The sequence below is a fragment of the Streptococcus sp. 1001283B150225_161107_H12 genome, from assembly GCF_015552665.1.
Classification (GTDB): Bacteria; Bacillota; Bacilli; order Lactobacillales; family Streptococcaceae; genus Streptococcus.
Window position 1 is genome coordinate 102765 of record NZ_JADNFC010000002.1, and the last position, 17821, is coordinate 120585.

General features: G+C 44.1%; 19 protein-coding genes. 3 read left to right on the top strand and 16 right to left on the bottom strand.

Going from position 1 to position 17821, the window contains the following annotated elements; translation table 11 throughout:
- The first annotated feature begins 128 nt into the window (after nucleotides 1–128).
- Nucleotides 129–770 (top strand): glycerol-3-phosphate 1-O-acyltransferase PlsY, encoded by a 642-nt coding sequence (plsY, locus tag I2C87_RS03825; protein WP_195324009.1) that lies wholly within the window; start codon nucleotides 129–131, stop codon nucleotides 768–770.
- Nucleotides 771–1127: 357 nt separating this feature from the next.
- On the opposite strand, the gene I2C87_RS03830 is transcribed toward plsY, so the two are convergent.
- Genes I2C87_RS03830 through I2C87_RS03845 form a run of 4 tightly spaced genes read right to left on the bottom strand, consistent with a single transcriptional unit; the run spans nucleotide 1128 to nucleotide 4935 of the window.
- A complete protein-coding gene (locus I2C87_RS03830; RefSeq protein ID WP_195324010.1) occupies nucleotides 1128–2411 on the bottom strand; it encodes a glycosyltransferase in 1284 nt (427 codons plus the stop codon).
- Entirely contained in the window at nucleotides 2371–3027 is a 657-nt protein-coding gene (locus I2C87_RS03835) for a hypothetical protein (protein WP_195324011.1), read from the bottom strand. The genes I2C87_RS03830 and I2C87_RS03835 overlap by 41 nt, the downstream gene beginning before the upstream one ends.
- The gene (locus I2C87_RS03840) at nucleotides 3020–4162 is read right to left on the bottom strand and encodes a glycosyltransferase (RefSeq protein WP_195324012.1); all 1143 of its coding nucleotides are present in this window, start codon (nucleotides 4160–4162) and stop codon (nucleotides 3020–3022) included. The genes I2C87_RS03835 and I2C87_RS03840 overlap by 8 nt, the downstream gene beginning before the upstream one ends.
- Nucleotides 4159–4935 (bottom strand): SDR family NAD(P)-dependent oxidoreductase, encoded by a 777-nt coding sequence (locus I2C87_RS03845; RefSeq protein ID WP_195324165.1) that lies wholly within the window; start codon nucleotides 4933–4935, stop codon nucleotides 4159–4161. Before I2C87_RS03845 ends, I2C87_RS03840 begins: the two co-directional genes overlap by 4 nt.
- A gap of 167 nt (nucleotides 4936–5102) precedes the next feature.
- Between I2C87_RS03845 and I2C87_RS03850 the strand changes: the two genes are divergently transcribed.
- Nucleotides 5103–5555, top strand: coding sequence for a DUF3290 family protein (locus tag I2C87_RS03850; RefSeq protein WP_195324013.1), 453 nt, complete (start codon nucleotides 5103–5105; stop codon nucleotides 5553–5555).
- Complete coding sequence (locus tag I2C87_RS03855) at nucleotides 5555–6184, top strand: DUF421 domain-containing protein (protein ID WP_229046167.1); 630 nt, start codon at nucleotides 5555–5557, stop codon at nucleotides 6182–6184. Before I2C87_RS03850 ends, I2C87_RS03855 begins: the two co-directional genes overlap by 1 nt.
- A 75-nt stretch (nucleotides 6185–6259) precedes the next feature.
- Here the strand turns inward: I2C87_RS03855 and I2C87_RS03860 are convergent, their stop codons facing one another.
- The 12 genes from I2C87_RS03860 to I2C87_RS03915 form a co-directional block, all read right to left on the bottom strand.
- Nucleotides 6260–7045 (bottom strand): L-threonylcarbamoyladenylate synthase, encoded by a 786-nt coding sequence (locus I2C87_RS03860; RefSeq protein ID WP_006596430.1) that lies wholly within the window; start codon nucleotides 7043–7045, stop codon nucleotides 6260–6262.
- 97 nt (nucleotides 7046–7142) lie between these two features.
- On the bottom strand, nucleotides 7143–7733 hold the full coding sequence (gene leuD, locus I2C87_RS03865) for a 3-isopropylmalate dehydratase small subunit (protein ID WP_006596431.1): 591 nt from the start codon (nucleotides 7731–7733) through the stop codon (nucleotides 7143–7145).
- An 11-nt stretch (nucleotides 7734–7744) separates the two neighbouring features.
- A complete protein-coding gene (gene leuC, locus I2C87_RS03870) occupies nucleotides 7745–9127 on the bottom strand; it encodes a 3-isopropylmalate dehydratase large subunit (protein ID WP_195324014.1) in 1383 nt (460 codons plus the stop codon).
- Nucleotides 9128–9129: 2 nt separating this feature from the next.
- The gene (locus I2C87_RS03875) at nucleotides 9130–9399 is read right to left on the bottom strand and encodes a DUF1294 domain-containing protein (RefSeq protein WP_195324015.1); all 270 of its coding nucleotides are present in this window, start codon (nucleotides 9397–9399) and stop codon (nucleotides 9130–9132) included.
- Nucleotides 9396–10433 carry a 3-isopropylmalate dehydrogenase gene (leuB, locus tag I2C87_RS03880; protein ID WP_195324016.1) on the bottom strand — a complete coding sequence of 346 codons (1038 nt, stop codon included), beginning with the start codon at nucleotides 10431–10433 and terminating at the stop codon, nucleotides 9396–9398. The genes I2C87_RS03875 and leuB overlap by 4 nt, the downstream gene beginning before the upstream one ends.
- Before the next feature lie 11 nt (nucleotides 10434–10444).
- Nucleotides 10445–12007: a 2-isopropylmalate synthase gene (locus I2C87_RS03885; RefSeq protein WP_048715893.1), complete on the bottom strand. Its 1563-nt coding sequence runs from the start codon at nucleotides 12005–12007 to the stop codon at nucleotides 10445–10447.
- Nucleotides 12008–12321: 314 nt separating this feature from the next.
- The gene (locus I2C87_RS03890; protein ID WP_195324017.1) at nucleotides 12322–12978 is read right to left on the bottom strand and encodes a YpmS family protein; all 657 of its coding nucleotides are present in this window, start codon (nucleotides 12976–12978) and stop codon (nucleotides 12322–12324) included.
- Nucleotides 12950–13789: an SGNH/GDSL hydrolase family protein gene (locus tag I2C87_RS03895; protein WP_195324018.1), complete on the bottom strand. Its 840-nt coding sequence runs from the start codon at nucleotides 13787–13789 to the stop codon at nucleotides 12950–12952. Before I2C87_RS03895 ends, I2C87_RS03890 begins: the two co-directional genes overlap by 29 nt.
- 53 nt (nucleotides 13790–13842) lie before the next feature.
- A complete protein-coding gene (locus tag I2C87_RS03900) occupies nucleotides 13843–15111 on the bottom strand; it encodes a dihydroorotase (protein WP_195324019.1) in 1269 nt (422 codons plus the stop codon).
- Nucleotides 15112–15122: 11 nt separating this feature from the next.
- Nucleotides 15123–15587 (bottom strand): NUDIX hydrolase, encoded by a 465-nt coding sequence (locus I2C87_RS03905; protein ID WP_195324020.1) that lies wholly within the window; start codon nucleotides 15585–15587, stop codon nucleotides 15123–15125.
- 20 nt (nucleotides 15588–15607) lie between these two features.
- Nucleotides 15608–16264, bottom strand: a complete 657-nt coding sequence (locus I2C87_RS03910; RefSeq protein WP_195324021.1) for a uracil-DNA glycosylase — start codon at nucleotides 16262–16264, stop codon at nucleotides 15608–15610.
- Nucleotides 16265–16289: 25 nt separating this feature from the next.
- The gene (locus I2C87_RS03915) at nucleotides 16290–17801 is read right to left on the bottom strand and encodes a glycosyltransferase family 39 protein (protein ID WP_195324022.1); all 1512 of its coding nucleotides are present in this window, start codon (nucleotides 17799–17801) and stop codon (nucleotides 16290–16292) included.
- Nucleotides 17802–17821 lie beyond the last annotated feature (20 nt).

The window sequence follows — 17821 nt, forward strand, 5'->3', positions numbered from 1 at the left end:
TTTTTCTTTCTTCTCTCCCTTTAATTAGCCCATTTAAGTACGATTAGCTTAAACCGACTATCCGATGTGACAATTATGGACGAAATTTTCTTTTTCATTCAAAGCAATTTTGATATAATGAAACTATGATGAAAACAATTCTTTTACTCGTATTAGCATACTTATTAGGTTCTATCCCTTCTGGTTTGTGGATTGGGAAAGCCTTCTTTAACATCAATCTACGCGAACACGGTTCTGGAAATACAGGGACCACCAATACCTTCCGTATCTTAGGGACGAAGGCAGGTCTGGTCGTCTTTGCAGTTGATTTCCTCAAAGGAACCTTGGCTGTTTTATTGCCGACTATTTTTGGGGTTACAGGGATTTCGCCAATGGTCTTTGGTCTTCTCGCAGTCCTTGGTCATACCTTCCCAATTTTTGCAGGCTTTAAAGGAGGCAAGGCAGTCGCGACCAGTGCAGGAGTCCTCATCGGCTTCTCACCTCTCTTTCTATTTATCTTAGCTATTTATTTCTTTGCTAGCCTCTATTTAACTAGCATGATTTCTTTTTCAAGTGTGACAGTCGCAATTTTGGCAAGTATCGGAGTCCTCATCCTCCCACTGACTGGTTGGATCCTCCCAAGCTACGATATCATCTTTACCATTATCGTCCTCGCACTTTCGTCCTTGATTATCATCCGCCACAAGGACAATATCAAACGAATCCTCAACAAGAATGAAAATATCGTCACCTGGGGTAAAAACATCACCCATCAAAAACAAAAAGACTAGAGTCTAAACTCTAGTTTGAGAGCGTAAACAATCTGTTTTTCCTTACAAATCAAATAAATTCTATAAAAATAAAAGAATTCATTCGTTAGAATTATTCAATCATCTACTGAACTTTCCGCCGTGAGAAAAGTGCTAGAAACACAATTGTTTCTAGCACTCGGGAGTTTTGGAACCTAGGGTCCAAAACTAAGTCATGGAACTTCTTCGAAGTTCGCTGACGTCCGTACTCACCTAAGAAAAGTTTTTTAGATGACTTTGTCTACAATCTGAGACTAGAGTCTAAACTCTAGTTTTTTTATGTTCAATAATCGAAGGTCTTTGGAAGAAAGCAAACAGGAGTCTCCCCCTCCACTTCTTCTATAACTTCACTTTCAAGAGTCTCTCTATTTCTTGATAAAGAATCTCTGTTGGCTGATAGGCTTTGTTTTTCTGAGCCAGAGTTTTTAGGTGCGACCAATCTTCCCGAGAAACCAATTCATTAAATAAGCGCAAGACTTCGGATTCCGTCTTTTTACGAGAGACCAAACCTATTTGGAATAACTCAGCCCGAACCGCATTGTCAAACTGGTCATAGTCCTGGGGCAAAATTAGACTTGGAATGCCCTGCTCGATACAGCCCATAAGGATCCCTGCACCTGCATGATGAATGGCAAAATCCATCTGTTCCAGAACATCTGAATATGGAAGATAATCAAAGATCAAAAGATTCTCCGACAACATCCTTGGTGGATGCTCCAAACCATTAGGGTCGCCTAAGGTTACGTAAAAGACATAGTCAGGATGTTCTTGGCTCAAAAGCTTTGCAAACTCTATCATCCGCTCTTTTTCCCACTTTAAATGGGTCCCACAGGTAACGAGGACCCGCTTTTTAGAGCTAGTGAAATACTGCTTTTGCTCTTGAGGAAGCCGATCAAAAGATAAACAGCGATAACCAATCCATTTGAGCTGGGATGGAAAATCGTCTCGAAACTCCAACTCTCTCATGCCCAGGGCTAAGATTGAATAGGGAGAATAGATGGCTTCTGTCCCATCTTCACGGTACAATTTGAAATCCTCTAGGGTATCGAGATTCTTCTTAACCAGCGCAAGTCCAACTTTCTTTGCCAGACGGATGACTCGCCTACCCAGAGCATCTCTCCACTTGTAGAAGGTTCCCTGGTGCGGTTTCCAGCCACCTAGATAAGCAGGTGTTGTCGTGCAACTTTCAATCGCTACTGGACTTGGAATGGTCGTAATCCAGGGAATGCCCAAACGATCTGCTAAAACTCCAGCAGGAGCTGCTACAAAATCTGCAATAACCAAGTCAGGGCTTCCCTCAGAGTCCCAAATTCGATTTATTTCGTCGAAAACTTCAGGGACCAGTCTGCTATTGGCCATTAACTGTTGGTACATGATCAATAGATTTGCTTGCTTTGATGTATTGGCTATATCTTCCATCACTGTCGGACGATCAGGAAACAAGGCAAGGCAGTCAAAACCAATCTGCTCAACCAATGCCTTTTTCTGAAAACCTGTAATAACACGGATCTGAAAACGCGGATCCTCCAGCAAGGGTTTCACCAGGGTCAAGGTTGGAAACAAATGGCCACTAAAGGGGACGCTAATCACATCGATTTTTATCACTTTTTCTAATCCAGTCATAGATGATTCCTTTCACATCTTCTCTGTACTCATAGCTATAATGATCCGTATCCACTTGAATATCCGCTGAGTGGCGATCCAGAATACGTGAATAAGGATCTTTCTTTCCTTTGATGACCAGTAGCTCTAGTTCTTTTTGATTTAAGAGAAGATGGGAAACCGGGCCAAGCGCTATCACGCGCAATCTTGGAAGGGTGACCTGATTCCCTAAAATTCTGAGCCACTGGGTCAGCATATTGACCCCTGAACTCTTACAAACAAGAACTACTTCCTGCGCTTCCAACAAGGGAGACAAGTGCTCCTGTAACAACTTTTGGAAACGAAGGTTCAAAATCGTATGCCAATAGTAAATAACATTTGATGTAGCAGCCAACAAGAGGGATACTTGTGGAGACTTTATATGTTCAAAATCTTGATTGAAGGGAAAATTACTAGCTACTACTGAGTAACCAGAAGGACAAATAGCATGGAGGAGATCTAACTGCCCAGCTGTCAACCCGGCACAAGTAATATCACTGCTCCCACTAAGAAAGAGAACCAAGCGATCAGAGTCTAGCATGGTCTGATCAGGAGACAAAGCAGACAAACGGTCTAGATAGGACTTCATCTTACTCATAACGAATCTTTCCATCCGTCACTCGAATCTTCCGCCCCCGCCAATGAATCACAGGAGGTGTCATTAGAACATAGACAAACAGCCAAGGAAGCAGGAGATCATTCAGCACTTCGTAGGTGACTTCATCCAAGTGTAAGCGATTGGTTAGAATGCTTTGTCGATAGAGGAGCATCCAAACTGCCTTGAATACCAGTAAGCTTAAGGCTAGAAGAAGATAAGGCCAACCTAAAAACAGACTTAAGATCAAACCTGGAAGAGGTAGGAAGCTCGGTAAACCTATGAGGCAAAAGACCTTCCAGTCTAGGTGTTCTTTGAGATAGATAGAGCTAAAGAGAAGCCACCGCTTCATCTGGAGCAGGTATTGCTTAGCGTTTTTGATAGTAGTTCGAACATTACAGGTAACCCGCGTTTGGATAATGGATACTCCTTTACTCCTTAAAAAATCGGCCACAGCTAAATCATCACATAGATAGTCCTTAATCGCTGTGAAGAGCCCCTGATCTTTTGCAAGTTCTACCGGTAGGATATAAAACATCCCGTTGATGGAGTGATTTGCCTCAACTTCTGCCATGGTAAAATAGGTAATAAAAGAATTGCCATTAACGAATGCTGCAACCAGCTTGGACCAGAAATTACTTCTTTCTTGGTTATAGGGAATACCTGTCAGAATGACCTCTTGACCCAGATAGGCAGTCAGCTCCCCCATTTTAGAAAAATCAATCACACTATCATCGTCCAAAACAATCAGATAAGGCCGGGTCAACTCCTCTACAACCTGCTCAATCTTGTAACTCTTGGGATTAATCCCCTGAGGGACGTCTTCAATGAGAAAGATTCGAATGCGTTGGGCAAAGGAAGCCTCTTGGCAAATCTGATCCGCTACTCGCTGGGCTTCTGTATCAGACTGGTCGATCAACCAGTAGAACTCCACCGCTTCTGTTTGCTGGAGATTAGCCCGCAAGTCATTCGCTAAACGAGAATCCCCAGAGAGGATGGGTTGGACAACTGTAAAAAGCTCTTCTGGGAAGTCCGCAATATGAGACTGGCCTTTTTTATAATAAATGAGGGACAGCAACCAACGGATGAGAAATAAGAGAAGATAAGCAAGGCCTAAAAATATAAATATAAATTTCATCTATTAAGTCCCTTTCGTAAATACCTTGCAAGGAGACGAATGATCCATCTTTGGGGAAGCAGACGACCTAGCAAAACGAGCAAGCGATAGCGAAGGCCGATAACAGCATAGGAAGTATTCCTTTCTATGAATCGAATCAACTGCTGAGCGACTTTCTCAGGCTTCATCTGCAAGCGACTTCCTCCCAATGCTTCTACTAGTTTAGGAGGAAAAATACCTGTTTGGACTGGTCCAAGAATATAGAGACCTAGCTGGACCGGAGAATCTAATTGACTTAGTTCCTCCTGGAGAGCAAGAGTGTAGGTCTGCAAGGCAGCCTTGCTGGAACTGTAGGTTGCTAGATAGGGATGAGGATAAAGGGCAGCCAGAGATGACAGCTGGACCAGCTGGATCTTCTGATGTTTCTGCACTAACTTCTTGATTAGGTGGACAGGAGCATGGTAATTGACTTGCCAGAGGTCTTGCTCACTGGCTGAATCAAGGTCACTCTCACGGGAAAAATAGGCTAATCCCGCACAATTGACAAGAAGATCTGCATCTAGGTTCTCTACAAAAGCTTCTAGAGCCACTTGATCTAGCATATCTAATGTTAGGATTGACAGTTGCGCCTTTCTCCCAGTTAGTTCTTTTTGGACTTGGGAGAGTTTGTCTGAATCTCGACCCACTAAGACCAGATAATCCAGCCTTCTTGCCAGTTCTTTCGCTAGCTGCCGGCCAATCCCTCCTGTAGCCCCTAAAATGATCGCTTTATTAATTGTATCTTCCATCTTCATAGCTCTAGTGTACCAAATTTCGACTAGATAGAAAACTTCTACTGTCATTCTTCAACATTTAATGTACAATATACACACTAAAAAAATGAGAAATTCACTTTTAATCATTGAAATATGGATTGAAATAATATATAATACCTTGAATAAAAAATAAGTGAGGGATTTTTATGAAATTCTATTCATATGATTATGTATTGAGTCAGATTAGCCAACAAAATTGGGTCATGGTAATCATGTCCATTCTCTTAGTGTTGGTAACGGCTTTTTTTGCCTTTAAGGCATTTAAGGATAAACGAGGGAGTAAGTTCCGTGAATTATCAATCATTTCTGTCTTAATCTTAGTGGCCGTTGTTTTGATTGGTATTTCAAATTTCCAAAACAACCAGTCCAACGACAATCAATTTCGCTCTTCCCTACACTTTATCGAAGTCGTTTCAAAAGAGTTAGGAGTTGATAAAGAAAATGTCTACGTCAATACTTCAGCGACAACCGATGGAGCTATTATCAAGGTAGACAAGCAATTCTATCGTGCGATTAGCGGAACAGACCCAGATAGCTATTTACTTGAAAAAATGGACTTATATAAAACAGATGTAGAACTGGTGGAGGTAGAAAAATAATGGACTTTTTTATCACAATTGCAATTAAGTTGGCTTTAGGGCTTGTTTCCCTAGTTTTTGTTATTAACGTAACAGGAAAAGGAAATTTAGCTCCAAGTTCTGCAGTAGACCAAATACAGAACTTTGTTCTCGGGGGTATTATCGGCGGGGTCATCTACAATAGCTCGATTACCATCCTTCAATATTTCGTCATCCTCATCATCTGGACGATTTTGATTCTGTCACTCAAATGGCTTAATACCAATGTTTACTTCATCAAACATCTGATTGATGGAAAACCAACTATTATCATAAAAAACGGAAAATTAGATCCAGAAGCTTGTCGCTCAAAAGGCCTTTCTGCTTCTGACGTCGCTCTTAAGTTGCGCTCTCAAGGGGTCTTCCAATTGAAAGAAGTCAAAAGAGCCGTCATCGAACAAAATGGCCAACTCATAATCGTTCGAATGGGAGATGAAAATCCCAAATACCCAATCATTACAGATGGTGTGGTCCAAGTAGAGATCTTAGAGACCATTGGTAAAACTGAAGAATGGCTTATAGCCGAACTCAATAAAAAAGGATTTGAAACTGTTGATGACATCTTTATCGCTGAGTACGACAAGGGCGAGATTAATGTCGTGACTTATTAAAGTTGGAAATCAGCTATTCGATAAAATAGACAAGTAAAAGGTCGTTACGAACTGTAACGACCTTTTTTCTATCTTTTAATAGTACTCCCCTTGGCGGTAGTTCCAAGAGTTGAAATGATCAGATAAGTGCATCATGATCTTGTCGATATCCAATCCCTTACGGATCACGACTGGGCAAGTATTGACAGAACGGCTACCTGCTCCTTGTTCTGGGATGAGTTTTCCTTCTGCATCAACCATAGAAACCATCACTCCTTGTTCATAGCGAGTTTCAATAGTCTTGTCTGGTTGGATAGAGGCTACATAATCATCGGCTTCGATGACCAAATCCACGGCACCTTCGATTCGCTCTCCGATTCCCTCGACTTTCCCACGATTTCCTTTACCAGATGGGTTAGCTGAAGAGGCATAAACCATTTTGCCTTCTTTTTCCCACATTTCTTTGGCGATTTGCTCACCAGCTTTACCGAATTTGATGACAAAACAGCTGGTTCCACGAACATCTGTCATGAGTTCTTCACGTCCATCGCCGAAGGCTTGTAATTTGGCATAGGCATCTTCACGCCAAGGAAGGATACAACCAAGCAAGATATCTTCATCCCAATGTTTTTGGTAGAAGGCTTCGATTTCAGGATTCAATTGCGCAAGGGCACGAAGTTCATCCATACTTCCGCAAAGAACGACACCTGGTTTGTTGCGGTTACGTTCTTTGGCTTCAAACTTGCGTTCCAAGCCAGCCTTGTCGCTGGTCATGATGATGTAGCCGACTTTGGTAGGGCAGACGATACAACCACCCTCGCCTTTAAGAATGTCAAATCCTTCTTGTGAAAGTGTTCCGTCCCATTGAATGTGTTTTGTCATAAATTTCGTCCTCTTCTATTTCTTTTTTTCTATTCTATCAAAATTCCAAAAAAGCTTCAATATATTTTCTGAAAATTCTTAATTAACTATACAATTTTTATTGCCAATAGGCGGGCCGATTCTTCTCATAAGCAGCAATCAAGTCCTCGTATTGGAGGGTAATCCCAATATCATCTAGACCGTTGAGTAATTTGTTCTTCCAATCCCCATCGATCTCAAAGCTAAATTCTCCAACAGGCGAGATGATCTTCTGCTCTTCCAAATCCACCGTTACCTCATCTGTCGGCTTCAAGCTTGCCAGCTTTTGACGAACCTCTAAAGGCTGGACTATTGGTAGCATCCCATTATTGAGTTCATTATTGTAATGGATATCTCCAAAAGAGCCGGCGATAACGACTTTAAAGCCATAATCAGCTAAAGCCCAGGCTGCGTGCTCCCGAGAAGAACCAGCCCCAAAATTGTCGCCAGTAATCAAGATGGTTGCCTTGCTGTATTCTGGTTTGTTAAAGATAAATTCTGGATCCTCGGTGTATTGATCATCCAAGTAGCGCCAAGCGTACATGAGGTATTTACCAAAGCCTTTTTTATCAATCAGCTTTAAAAATTGCTTGGGGAGGATTTGGTCGGTATCGATATTATCGTTCATCAAAGGAACCGTAGTTCCCGTATAAATGGTAAATTTCTCCATGATTCCTCCTTTTACTCAACTTCTGGCATTTGGCGCACATCGACAAAGCGACCGGCTATTGCTGCTGCAGCGGCCATTGCGGGGCTACAGAGATGGGTCTTAGCCCCAAATCCTTGGCGGTCTTCAAAGTTTCGGTTGCTAGTAGAGGCACAGTGGACGCCATCCGGCACCTTGTCTGGATTCATCCCGAGACACATAGAGCATCCTGGATCACGCCATTCAAAGCCAGCATCCAGAAAGATCTTATCCAAACCCATTTTTTCCGCTGCTCGTTTGACAGGACGGGAACCTGGAACTACGATGGCGGTTAAATTAGGGGCAATTTTCTTCCCTTCTACGAAACGGGCAGCCAGCTGCAAATCGCTGAGTCTGGCATTGGTACAAGATCCGATAAAGATATAGCCCAACTCGATGTCTGAAGCCTTTTGACCTGGTTGGAGATCCATGTAGGCATAGGCCCGTTCATCATTCATATCCCGAATTTCTGGGAAGGCTGTTTCCACGTCGACTCCCATAGAAGGGTTGGTCCCCCAGGTCACCATGGGTGCTAACTGGGATACATCGATGGTGATGACTCTATCATATGTCGCATCGTTGTCACTGACCAGGGACTGCCAATCGGCTACTGCAGCTTCAAAATCTTTTGGCATACATTCACGACCACGGAGATAGTCAAAAGTCGTCTCATCTGGATTCATAATCCCCATCTTAGAGCCGAATTCAATGGACATATTGCAGATGGTCATCCGCTCTTCCATGGTGAGGCTATCGATTGCTTCCCCTCTATACTCGACCACATGGCCAACCCCACAGGCTACGCCATAACGAGCAATCAAGGCCAAAATATAGTCCTTGGCATAAATCCCCTTCTGAGGCTTTCCAGTAAACTCGACCAAGAGTTTCTTCGGTTTAACCTGCCAGATGGTCTGAGTCGCAAAGACATGCTCCACCTCACTGGTCCCAATCCCAAAGGCAATGGCACCGAAAGCTCCATGGGTCGCCGTATGGCTGTCTCCACAGACAATGAACTTTCCAGGCTGGGTACGGCCAGTTTCAGGACCAACCATATGGACAATTCCCTGTTTTTCTGAACCATGACCTGCATGATCGATCCCAAAGTCCTTGACATTTTCAGCTAATTTATCAATTTGAGCCTTGGAAATCACATCCCGGATATCATAAATGTTAACCGTTGGGACATTGTGATCAAAGGTTCCAAAGGTTAAATCTGGTCTCCGAACCTGTCTACCAGTGTCTCTAAGCCCTTGAAAAGCCTGGGGACTGGTCACCTCGTGGATATAGTGTTGGTCCACATACATGAGTTGGGGCTGGCCTTCCTCACCGGTCACTACATGCCGTTCCCAGATTTTATCAAAAATTGATTTTCCTGCCATCCTTACCTCCATAAAGCGTAGAGTGTGTAAAGTGTGAGAAGGGTTCCTAAGAGCCAGGTGACCTTAAAATACCATTTCTGTGTCTTGTGATGAAAGAGTAGCCCTTCTATCCAGGCTCCAAGCCCTCCAACTGCAAAAGCATAAAAGAGCAAGGTCTTTTCTGGTATCCGCCAGGCATTTCTTTTGGCCTTTTCCTTATCAACTCCGTAGAGAATCCCTACGAAGAGATTCCATAGAAGGATCAAGCCAGTAATCATTCCTTTTACACTCATAATCGTTTTATAATCTCTTCTGTCATTTCTTTTGTCGAAGCACTGCCTCCTAGGTCTCTCGTAAAGATTCCTGCAGCAAGAGTCGTTTCGACTGCTTTTTCAATGCGGCTAGCATCTTCTTCTCGATCAAAACTTTCTCGCATCATCATGGCAACAGAGAGGATCATCGAGACTGGATTCGCCACGCCTTGACCCGCAATATCTGGAGCCGATCCATGAATAGGCTCATACATGCTCGGACCTGACTCTGAATGGCTAGCCGATGGCATAACCCCAAGAGTGCCAGACAAGACACTCGACTCGTCTGAGAGGATATCACCAAAGAGGTTTTCCGTCACGATGACATCAAAGCGAGAAGGATTGGTAATCATGAGCATGGCTGCTGAGTCTACCAACTGGTGCTCCAAGGTCACATCCGGGAAGTCTTGAGCCACTCGATCAGCTACTCTTCTCCAAAGCTTGGAGGTTGCGAGGACATTTTGTTTATCAATGCTAGTGACTTTCTTGCGACGTCCCCGTGCAATCTCAAAAGCCTTCCGCACGATTCGCTCTACTTCTTCAACTGAGTAGTCGTTGATATCCCGTGCTTGATTGTCTTCTAAGATATGCTCTCCAAAGTAGATCCCGCCAGTGAGCTCGCGAACCACTACGAAATCCACACCATGGATGCGCTCCTCCTTCAAAGGAGAGAGGTGCTTGAGGGAGTCGTAAATCTTGACCGGACGAATGTTGGCATAAAGGTTGAGCTCCTTACGAAGAGCTAACAAGCCTTGCTCCGGACGAATCGGTGCTTGGTCATACTGAGGACTTCCGATAGCCGCTAAGAGAATGGCATCAGCTTCCTTTGTAGCTTCTAGAGTAGAAGCTGGTAGAGGATGACCAGCTGCATCAATCCCTGCTCCCCCAAATGGATGAGCTTGGACTGAATAGTCAAAATTTGTTTTTTCTGCCACTGCTTTCAGCACGGACAGGCCAGCCTCCATGATCTCTGGTCCAATCCCGTCTCCAGCTAGGGCGACAATCTTCTTCGTCATAGTGTTCTCCTTTAGGCATCTGGTAGATCACGATAGGATACAATGTGACCGATCTCTCCAGCATTCTCTTTTTGCACCAAGGTATTGGCATTGATATAGGCAATCGCTGACGCCTTCAATACGTCAAAGTCTAAACCAGAAGCATTAAAGATGGTATCCGTCGCTTCGTTTTCAACAGTGACCAGTACACGCGCTTGGGCATCAATCCCATCTGTCACCGCATCAATAGTGTAGGAAGTCAGACGAACTTCTTGATGGAAGAATTGATCAATAGCATTAAAGATTGCTTCCACTGAACCTTGACCTTTGGCAAGGTATTCAAGAATTTCACCATTTTCATTTTTCAGACTGACTGCTGCGGTGATGCTTTCATCTTCATTGGTTGTAAGGCGAAGATCATCAAAGTGGAAGCCTTCTGGATTTTCCACTGCTGTACCGGCAACAAGGGCGCGGATATCGGCATCAGTGATCTCGTGTTTCTTGTCTGCCAGAGATTTGAACTTAGCAAACAATGGCTGGATGTCTTCTTCTGTGAATTCCAGTCCCAACTCATACAGTTTTTCGACAAAGGCATGGCGACCAGACAATTTACCAAGTGGAAGGCTATTGCTCTTAACCCCCACCAACTCAGGCGTGATGATTTCATAGGTAAGAGGATTCTTAAGAACTCCATCCTGGTGAATCCCAGACTCATGTGAGAAGGCATTGCCACCAACAACCGCCTTGTTTTTAGGAATTGGAATCCCAGAGTAACGAGAGACCAACTCAGAGGTGTTGATGGTTTCATTAAGGACAATCGGACTCTCCACTTGGAAATAGTCTTCGCGAATATTAAGAGCGACCGCTACTTCTTCAAGTGCCGCATTGCCTGCCCGTTCCCCGATGCCATTGATGGTTCCTTCGACACGACCAGCTCCATTCTTGACAGCGGCGAGGCTATTAGCGACTGCCATTCCCAGATCATCATGGCAATGAGGGGAATAGATAATCTCACGGTCTGTCTTGACATGGTCGATCAAGTATTTGAAAATAGCTCCATACTCTGCTGGTGTCGTGAAACCGACTGTATCAGGAATATTGATGTAGCTAGCCCCTGCATCGACCGCAGTCTGGACGACTTGTAAGAGAAAATCTAATTCCGTCCGTGTCGCATCTTCGGGCGAGAATTCAACAACTTCAAACTTAGAACGCGCATAAGAAACATGCTCTTTGATGGCTTCAAGAATTTCTTCCTTGGTCTTGTTGAGTTTAAACTCCCGGTGAATCGGACTCGTTGCGATAAAGACGTGAACTTGCGGATACTTGGCATCTTTCAAGGCTTCATAGCAAGCATCGATATCGGATTTAACGGAGCGAGCCAAACCTGTCACGGCTGTCTTGGTCAAGACCTTTGCAATCTCCTGCACAGCTGTGAAGGAATCCGGACTAGCTGCAGGAAAACCTGCTTCAATAGCAGAAATGCCCCATTTTTCCAATTGCTTGGCAATGGCAATCTTTTCTTTAATGGAGAAATTGACTCCTGGAGTCTGTTCACCGTCCCGAAGACTGGTATCTAAAAATTCAACTTTACGCATAGGGTCTCCTCTTTTCTAAACATAGTGAATAAAATAAAAACATCTCGCCAGTTACCTAAGCGAGATGTTTTGTTACTCCCGCTTGGTATGCCAAACAGGACTAATGCTTTTGCACTAGCCCGAGTACCTCAACAACAAAGCAAATTGAATAAACTTAGCTGTTTTCATGTTTGACTTTCTCCTTTGATTGATGTCTTGTTTAGTATTTTAGCATAGGGAAAATTGAATGTCAAGAATTTTCTACAATATTCTGAATTTTTTGAATAGAAATAAAATAAAGGCGAAAGTCGCTTTTTTACTTTCGCCTGATCTTCTTATTTTTTCCTGTAGAGATCAAAGATGATTTGATCATTGTATAGATCAATGGTATTGGCCTTGACATAGAAATCCATCTCATTTTTAATCTTAGCAAGCTCGATCTTGATCGTCGCTTCTTTGCTATCAATTTTTACAAAGTCAGGTAGATCCTTGTTTGTAGATAGCACCTGCATCACGGTCTTCTTAGGAAGTTTCAAGGTCCCAACCGAAAAATCCTTGAGGGTCAAGAGGATACTCCCATCCTCTAGCTTACTTGGCTGGAAATAGATATAGAGCGGGTACTCCTTTCCTAAAAAGTCCATCTTTCCCTCTAGTAACATCTGTTGATTGTCTGCATACAGTTGATAATCACTCAAATGATAACTTTTAAGCATGACCTTGATGGTTTCATTTAGTTGAGCCCTAGTTGTGGTCATACTGCCGATCTTGACATCTCCTCCTTGGCTAGGAGTCTGTAGTTGCCGGACATCCTCTCGTACCGTTGAGAAACGAGTCCATACGACTAGACTTGTTGCCAACAAGAAACTGACCAAGCCTAGAAAGAGCCATTTCCAGATGTTAACCGGCGTTTTCTCCCGTCTCTCCTTAAAATGAGGTCCTGTGGTTGCTGGCTTAACCTTCTTCTCACTCGAACCATTTTTTCTCAGTTGCATGTATTTTCTCCAGTACGGCTTCTTTCATGATCTCGTAGCCTGTATTATTGGGATGGAAACTATCCTCATCATACAAGGCATCATTGGTCACAGTCTCTTTTCCTAATTCGGATTCTGTCACCCCACTCTTACCATCAATGCCCTTATAAAGGAGGTCATTGATCGGAACAAAGTAGACGCCTTGATAGGCAGAGAGGGTCTCCTCCGTTCTTTGGTTCCACTGATCGACAAGGGTCTGCAATTCCGTTAGATCGGGGAAATTGAGATACAAGGGATTATAGATCCCCACCACGTAAATAGGCAGATCAGGGTTGTCCTTGCGGGCAAATTCGATAATCTGTTTGAGATTTTTCTCATAGGTCTTCGATGCTTTTTCGAAGCGGTCCAGATCTAAGTTACTGGTATCCTCAAGAATGGCCTTTCGCAGGTCATTGCCCCCGACAGTAATGGTCAGTAACTGAGCCTTCTTCAGGTCCTTTCGAATCTCCTTTTTCTCCTGCATACGTGACAAAATTTGACCGCTCGTGTTACCAGAAACACCATAGTTGATCGCTTTGAATTCAAGACCTGATTCATTGGTCAAACTCTGAGCGAGCAGAGGGACAAAACCTCCTTGATTGGTGCTATCTCCTACACCTTTGGTCAAGGAATCCCCAATCGCTACATAGGTGACTACCTTCTTTTTGGCACTTGTTGACGGTTTGGTCATCACTGGTTCTGCCGAAGGAAGGAGCCAATTGACCAGAAAAAAGCAGACCAGAAAAGTGACCAAACAATACAAGATCATCTCTAGTATTTTTCTACTATTCATATACTCCTCATTCGTCCAGCTTTCAATTTGACTTTATTATTTTTAAGTCAGGTTTAGGCTTGGTAGACAATCTTGCCCTGGCAGATAGTATAGGCCACCTGTCCCTTGAGGGATTCACCAACAAACGGTGAATTGGCTGCCTTAGAAGCAAAATGATTAGACACTAAACGGTCAGCATCCGGATCAAAGATCACAATATCCGCTGGTCCACCGACTTCCAAATAACCCGCTTCAAAGTTATATAATTTAGCGGGATTATAGGTCATTTTTTCTAAGAGTTCCATCAAGCTGAGCTCTCCTGCATGGACCAAATAGGTCAAACCAAGCGATAAAGAGGTCTCTAATCCTGTCATGCCGGAAGGAGCCTTGGTGATATCGGCTACGTTCTTTTCATCCGCATGATGAGGCGCGTGGTCTGTCGCGATTACGGTAATGACTCCTGACTTCAAGCCTTCGATGACTGCGAGACGGTCCTCTTCCCGACGAAGAGGCGGATTCATCTTGGCATTGCTTCCTTTAGACAGCAAGAGGTCTTCAGTCTTAGAGAAATGCTGAGGAGCTACTTCTGCTGTAACAGGAGCACCGATCGCTTGGGCAAACTCGACAACCTTGACACTCTCAGCTTTAGAGAGGTGTTGGATGTGGAGGTGGCCACCTGTCGCGTGAGCAATCATAGCATCACGCGCTGCCATAGAATATTCTGCCACACCAGTCGCTCCGCAAACCTTGAAATGCTCCCGAGCAATGTGCTCATTGAGTCCCAGAATGCCGTTCAACTCTGGGTCTTCTTCGTGGAGACTAATGAAGGTCCCCAGACGTTTGGCTTCTTCCAAGGCCTGACGGACTACCTTGGTACTTTGCAACGGAATCCCATCATCTGAGAAACCAACTGCTCCAGCTTGTAACAAGCCTTCAAAGTCGGTGAGATTTTGGCCATCAAAGTTCTTGGTAACCGTCGCTACGGTTTTAACATGGATGGCTTCCTTAGCAGCAGAATCCAAGACTTCTTTTAAGGTCTCGACATCCGAGATGGTTGGAGTGGTATTGGCCATCATGACGACTGTCGTAAAACCACCAGCTGCAGCTGCAAGAGCCCCAGTGTGAATATCTTCCTTGTGGGTCTGACCTGGTTCACGGAAGTGAACGTGAATGTCCACCAAACCTGGCGCTACCACCTTGCCACTCGCATCGATGACTTGGACTCCTTCATAAGAAAGAGATGGACCTATTTCCACAATTTTCCCCTGATCTACCAAAAGATCACATACTTGGTCCAAACCAGTTTTTGGGTCCATTACCCGACCATTTTTAATGACTAACATCTTCTACTCCTTTATTCATAGAAATCAACATGGGTCTCTAGCAAGCGATCCCCATCATAGCGGAACATAGCTGAAAAGAAGGGTTTATCCTCCAAGAGCCAATCGACAAAGGTGTGGTCCCCCTCCCAAGTTGGCTTACTTAAGACTTGATCATAAGGCACCCACTCCAGTGTCCCTTCGTTACACTCGATGAGCTCCCCTTCAAATTCGGTCACCTTGAAGACATAGGTGTACCAGTCCAGGTCAGGTGTAAATTCAGGGAAGGTGATAATTCCTTTTAGAACTGGCTTAGCAACTAGACCCGTTTCTTCAAGGATTTCTCTAGCAGCACACTCTTGAGGAGTCTCCCCGCGTTCCAATTTTCCACCAACTCCGATCCACTTGCCTTCATGGACATCATTGGGCTTTTTATTGCGATGAAGCATCAAAAACGCTTCTCCATTATCGATATAGCAAATTGTAGCTAACTGTGGCATTATTTCTTCTTTCTATTTTCCTAACTTCGCAGCCAATCAATCGGCTCGCGACCCATCTCCGTTAAATAAGCGTTAGCCCTTGAAAAAGGACGGGAGCCAAAGAAACCGCGATAGGCCGATAAGGGACTGGGATGGGCACTTTCAATAATCAAGTGTTTGCTTGCATCAATCAAAGACTTCTTCTTCCGAGCATAGGCACCCCACAGAATAAAGACGACATGCTCCTCCTCTAGACTGACTAGGCGAATAACTGCATCTGTAAACTTTTCCCAAATCAGGCCAGCGTGCCCATTGGCTTGGCCAGCAGGCACTGTCAGACAGGCATTGAGTAAGAGAACCCCTTGCTCTGCCCAAGGCGTCAAGTCATGGGAAGGCTTTATCCCAATATCTTCCGCCAACTCCTTTAAAATGTTTTGCAAGGATGGAGGTGCTGGGATGTCATTCGGTACAGAAAAGCTGAGCCCCTGTGCTTGACCAGGACCGTGATAGGGATCCTGACCCAGAATCACGACCTTAACCACTTCCAGATTCGTTGTCTTTAAGGCCTGAAATACCTTATCACGAGGTGGGTAGATGGTCCCTGATGCATAGACCTTGTCTAAAAATTGATTGATTTGCTTAAAGTAGCCCTCTGGAAGCTGCTCCTTAAGCAATTGGTGCCATCTTGAATGTTCCATCGCTTCTCCTTACAGCATAAAATAATTAACCGTTCTCTTGAGATTTTCTTGGACCGGCAGCCAAACCAATAGAGGCTAACAAGAGAATTTGTGGTAGAAATTGGATCAGATAACGAGTCTTGCCACCTTCAAAGATGGTCAAAAAGAGAAGACCACCAAAGACAGCAAGCGATAGGAAGTGGAGTTCGTCATCGTTCTTCTTCTTGAGATAGACAAGGACCAGGCCAGCTGCCATCACAATCCAAACCAACTGTTTGACGAACTCATAATAACGATACTGAGGACGATCTGTACTTAAGAAGTAGGTACGAATCCATTTGGCAACTGGTAAATCCTTGGTATAAGGCTCGTAAAGAGGGTTAATGACCGGAGTCTTTTCGTATTCAACATCCCGATAGAGCCAACCAAGTGTCCCTTCTGCAACCGTTAAGGATTGCTTGGTATAAAGATGTCCCAGGAGTCCAATCGGACCATATTCCTTCAAGCGCCGTTTGATTTCTTTAATGATATATTCGTTCTTGAACATCCCATTATTGTACTCGTCTCGCTTATCTTCGTCGACATATTTCAAGAGCCCTTCTTTCATATCTGCTTGGTTGTACCCAATATCCGTCAAGCCCAAGTTAATAAACAAGAGCGGTCCTTTAGCCAGCCCTTCCCCTTTTAAAATAGGGACAGCTGTTTGGTGTTTGACAGCTGTATTCAGAGCTCCAAAGATCAGACCAGTTGATAAAAGGGTTAAAGCAAAGACTTTTCCAAAGACCTTCCACTGCCCTTTAAAGAAGAGGACCATCCAAAAGGCTATCACGACAATAATAGTCGTCGGACGAATCAGCATAGTAAGCCCTGATAAGAGGCCAAGCCACAAGGATGTCTTCCATTGTGCACCACTGTCGCTCCCTTTTAAGAGATCCAAGGCTAGCCCTAATTGCAAGGCGACGAGAGGAAGAGGCGGAATATCCGTGTACATGGAGTAAAAATAAGGGGAATAACAGATTAAGAGCACATAGAGGGTATACACCCAGTCTGCCACTTTTTGGTCATAATGTTTCAGCCCTAAACGATACAAGAGGATGGCTCCTGCATTCACAAAGACCATGTTGAGGACTTGCATGACCCAGAGGCCTGCCCCACCAAGGATTTGGTAGAAAAAGCGTTCGTACAAGAACAAGGGAAGGTTATTGGGATTCCGGCTCAGGTAGCTAGAGATAGAGGACTCTTTTAGAAGGCCAAAGGCTCCCGTATAGACCACCGCGGCATCTCGTCGGATAAAGAGTTCCGCAGACAGCATAAAAACAATCTGAACTAGAATCGCTCCCAGCATCAATCCAGTCTTGTGTTTCATCAACCAGGCAAAGGCTCTTTTGAGATAGGAGCGACCAACATAAGCTAGGAGAAAGATAAGTCCCCCAAATACAAGGTCCCATCCCGAAATATCTTTTAGGTATACGATGCTAATGACAAACCAGTGCACCATCAGGAGCAACATGACCAGATGGAGCAATCCAAATAAGGCATTTTTACTTTTTACTAACATAGCTCCATTATAGCAAAAAA

Excerpts from the sequence above, each read along its gene's own strand:
- I2C87_RS03850 (WP_195324013.1), top strand. The coding sequence starts at position 5,103 with ATGAAATTCTATTCATATGATTATGTATTGAGTCAGATTAGCCAACAA.
- I2C87_RS03905 (WP_195324020.1), bottom strand. The coding sequence starts at position 15,587 with ATGCCACAGTTAGCTACAATTTGCTATATCGATAATGGAGAAGCGTTT.
- I2C87_RS03885 (WP_048715893.1), bottom strand. The coding sequence starts at position 12,007 with ATGCGTAAAGTTGAATTTTTAGATACCAGTCTTCGGGACGGTGAACAG.
- I2C87_RS03890 (WP_195324017.1), bottom strand. The coding sequence starts at position 12,978 with ATGCAACTGAGAAAAAATGGTTCGAGTGAGAAGAAGGTTAAGCCAGCA.
- I2C87_RS03910 (WP_195324021.1), bottom strand. The coding sequence starts at position 16,264 with ATGGAACATTCAAGATGGCACCAATTGCTTAAGGAGCAGCTTCCAGAG.
- I2C87_RS03895 (WP_195324018.1), bottom strand. The coding sequence starts at position 13,789 with ATGAATAGTAGAAAAATACTAGAGATGATCTTGTATTGTTTGGTCACT.
- I2C87_RS03900 (WP_195324019.1), bottom strand. The coding sequence starts at position 15,111 with ATGTTAGTCATTAAAAATGGTCGGGTAATGGACCCAAAAACTGGTTTG.
- I2C87_RS03875 (WP_195324015.1), bottom strand. The coding sequence starts at position 9,399 with ATGAGTGTAAAAGGAATGATTACTGGCTTGATCCTTCTATGGAATCTC.
- I2C87_RS03860 (WP_006596430.1), bottom strand. The coding sequence starts at position 7,045 with ATGACAAAACACATTCAATGGGACGGAACACTTTCACAAGAAGGATTT.
- I2C87_RS03840 (WP_195324012.1), bottom strand. The coding sequence starts at position 4,162 with ATGAAATTTATATTTATATTTTTAGGCCTTGCTTATCTTCTCTTATTT.
- plsY (WP_195324009.1), top strand. The coding sequence starts at position 129 with ATGAAAACAATTCTTTTACTCGTATTAGCATACTTATTAGGTTCTATC.
- leuB (WP_195324016.1), bottom strand. The coding sequence starts at position 10,433 with ATGACGAAGAAGATTGTCGCCCTAGCTGGAGACGGGATTGGACCAGAG.
- I2C87_RS03830 (WP_195324010.1), bottom strand. The coding sequence starts at position 2,411 with ATGACTGGATTAGAAAAAGTGATAAAAATCGATGTGATTAGCGTCCCC.
- I2C87_RS03855 (WP_229046167.1), top strand. The coding sequence starts at position 5,555 with ATGGACTTTTTTATCACAATTGCAATTAAGTTGGCTTTAGGGCTTGTT.
- I2C87_RS03835 (WP_195324011.1), bottom strand. The coding sequence starts at position 3,027 with ATGAGTAAGATGAAGTCCTATCTAGACCGTTTGTCTGCTTTGTCTCCT.
- leuD (WP_006596431.1), bottom strand. The coding sequence starts at position 7,733 with ATGGAGAAATTTACCATTTATACGGGAACTACGGTTCCTTTGATGAAC.
- I2C87_RS03915 (WP_195324022.1), bottom strand. The coding sequence starts at position 17,801 with ATGTTAGTAAAAAGTAAAAATGCCTTATTTGGATTGCTCCATCTGGTC.
- I2C87_RS03845 (WP_195324165.1), bottom strand. The coding sequence starts at position 4,935 with ATGAAGATGGAAGATACAATTAATAAAGCGATCATTTTAGGGGCTACA.
- leuC (WP_195324014.1), bottom strand. The coding sequence starts at position 9,127 with ATGGCAGGAAAATCAATTTTTGATAAAATCTGGGAACGGCATGTAGTG.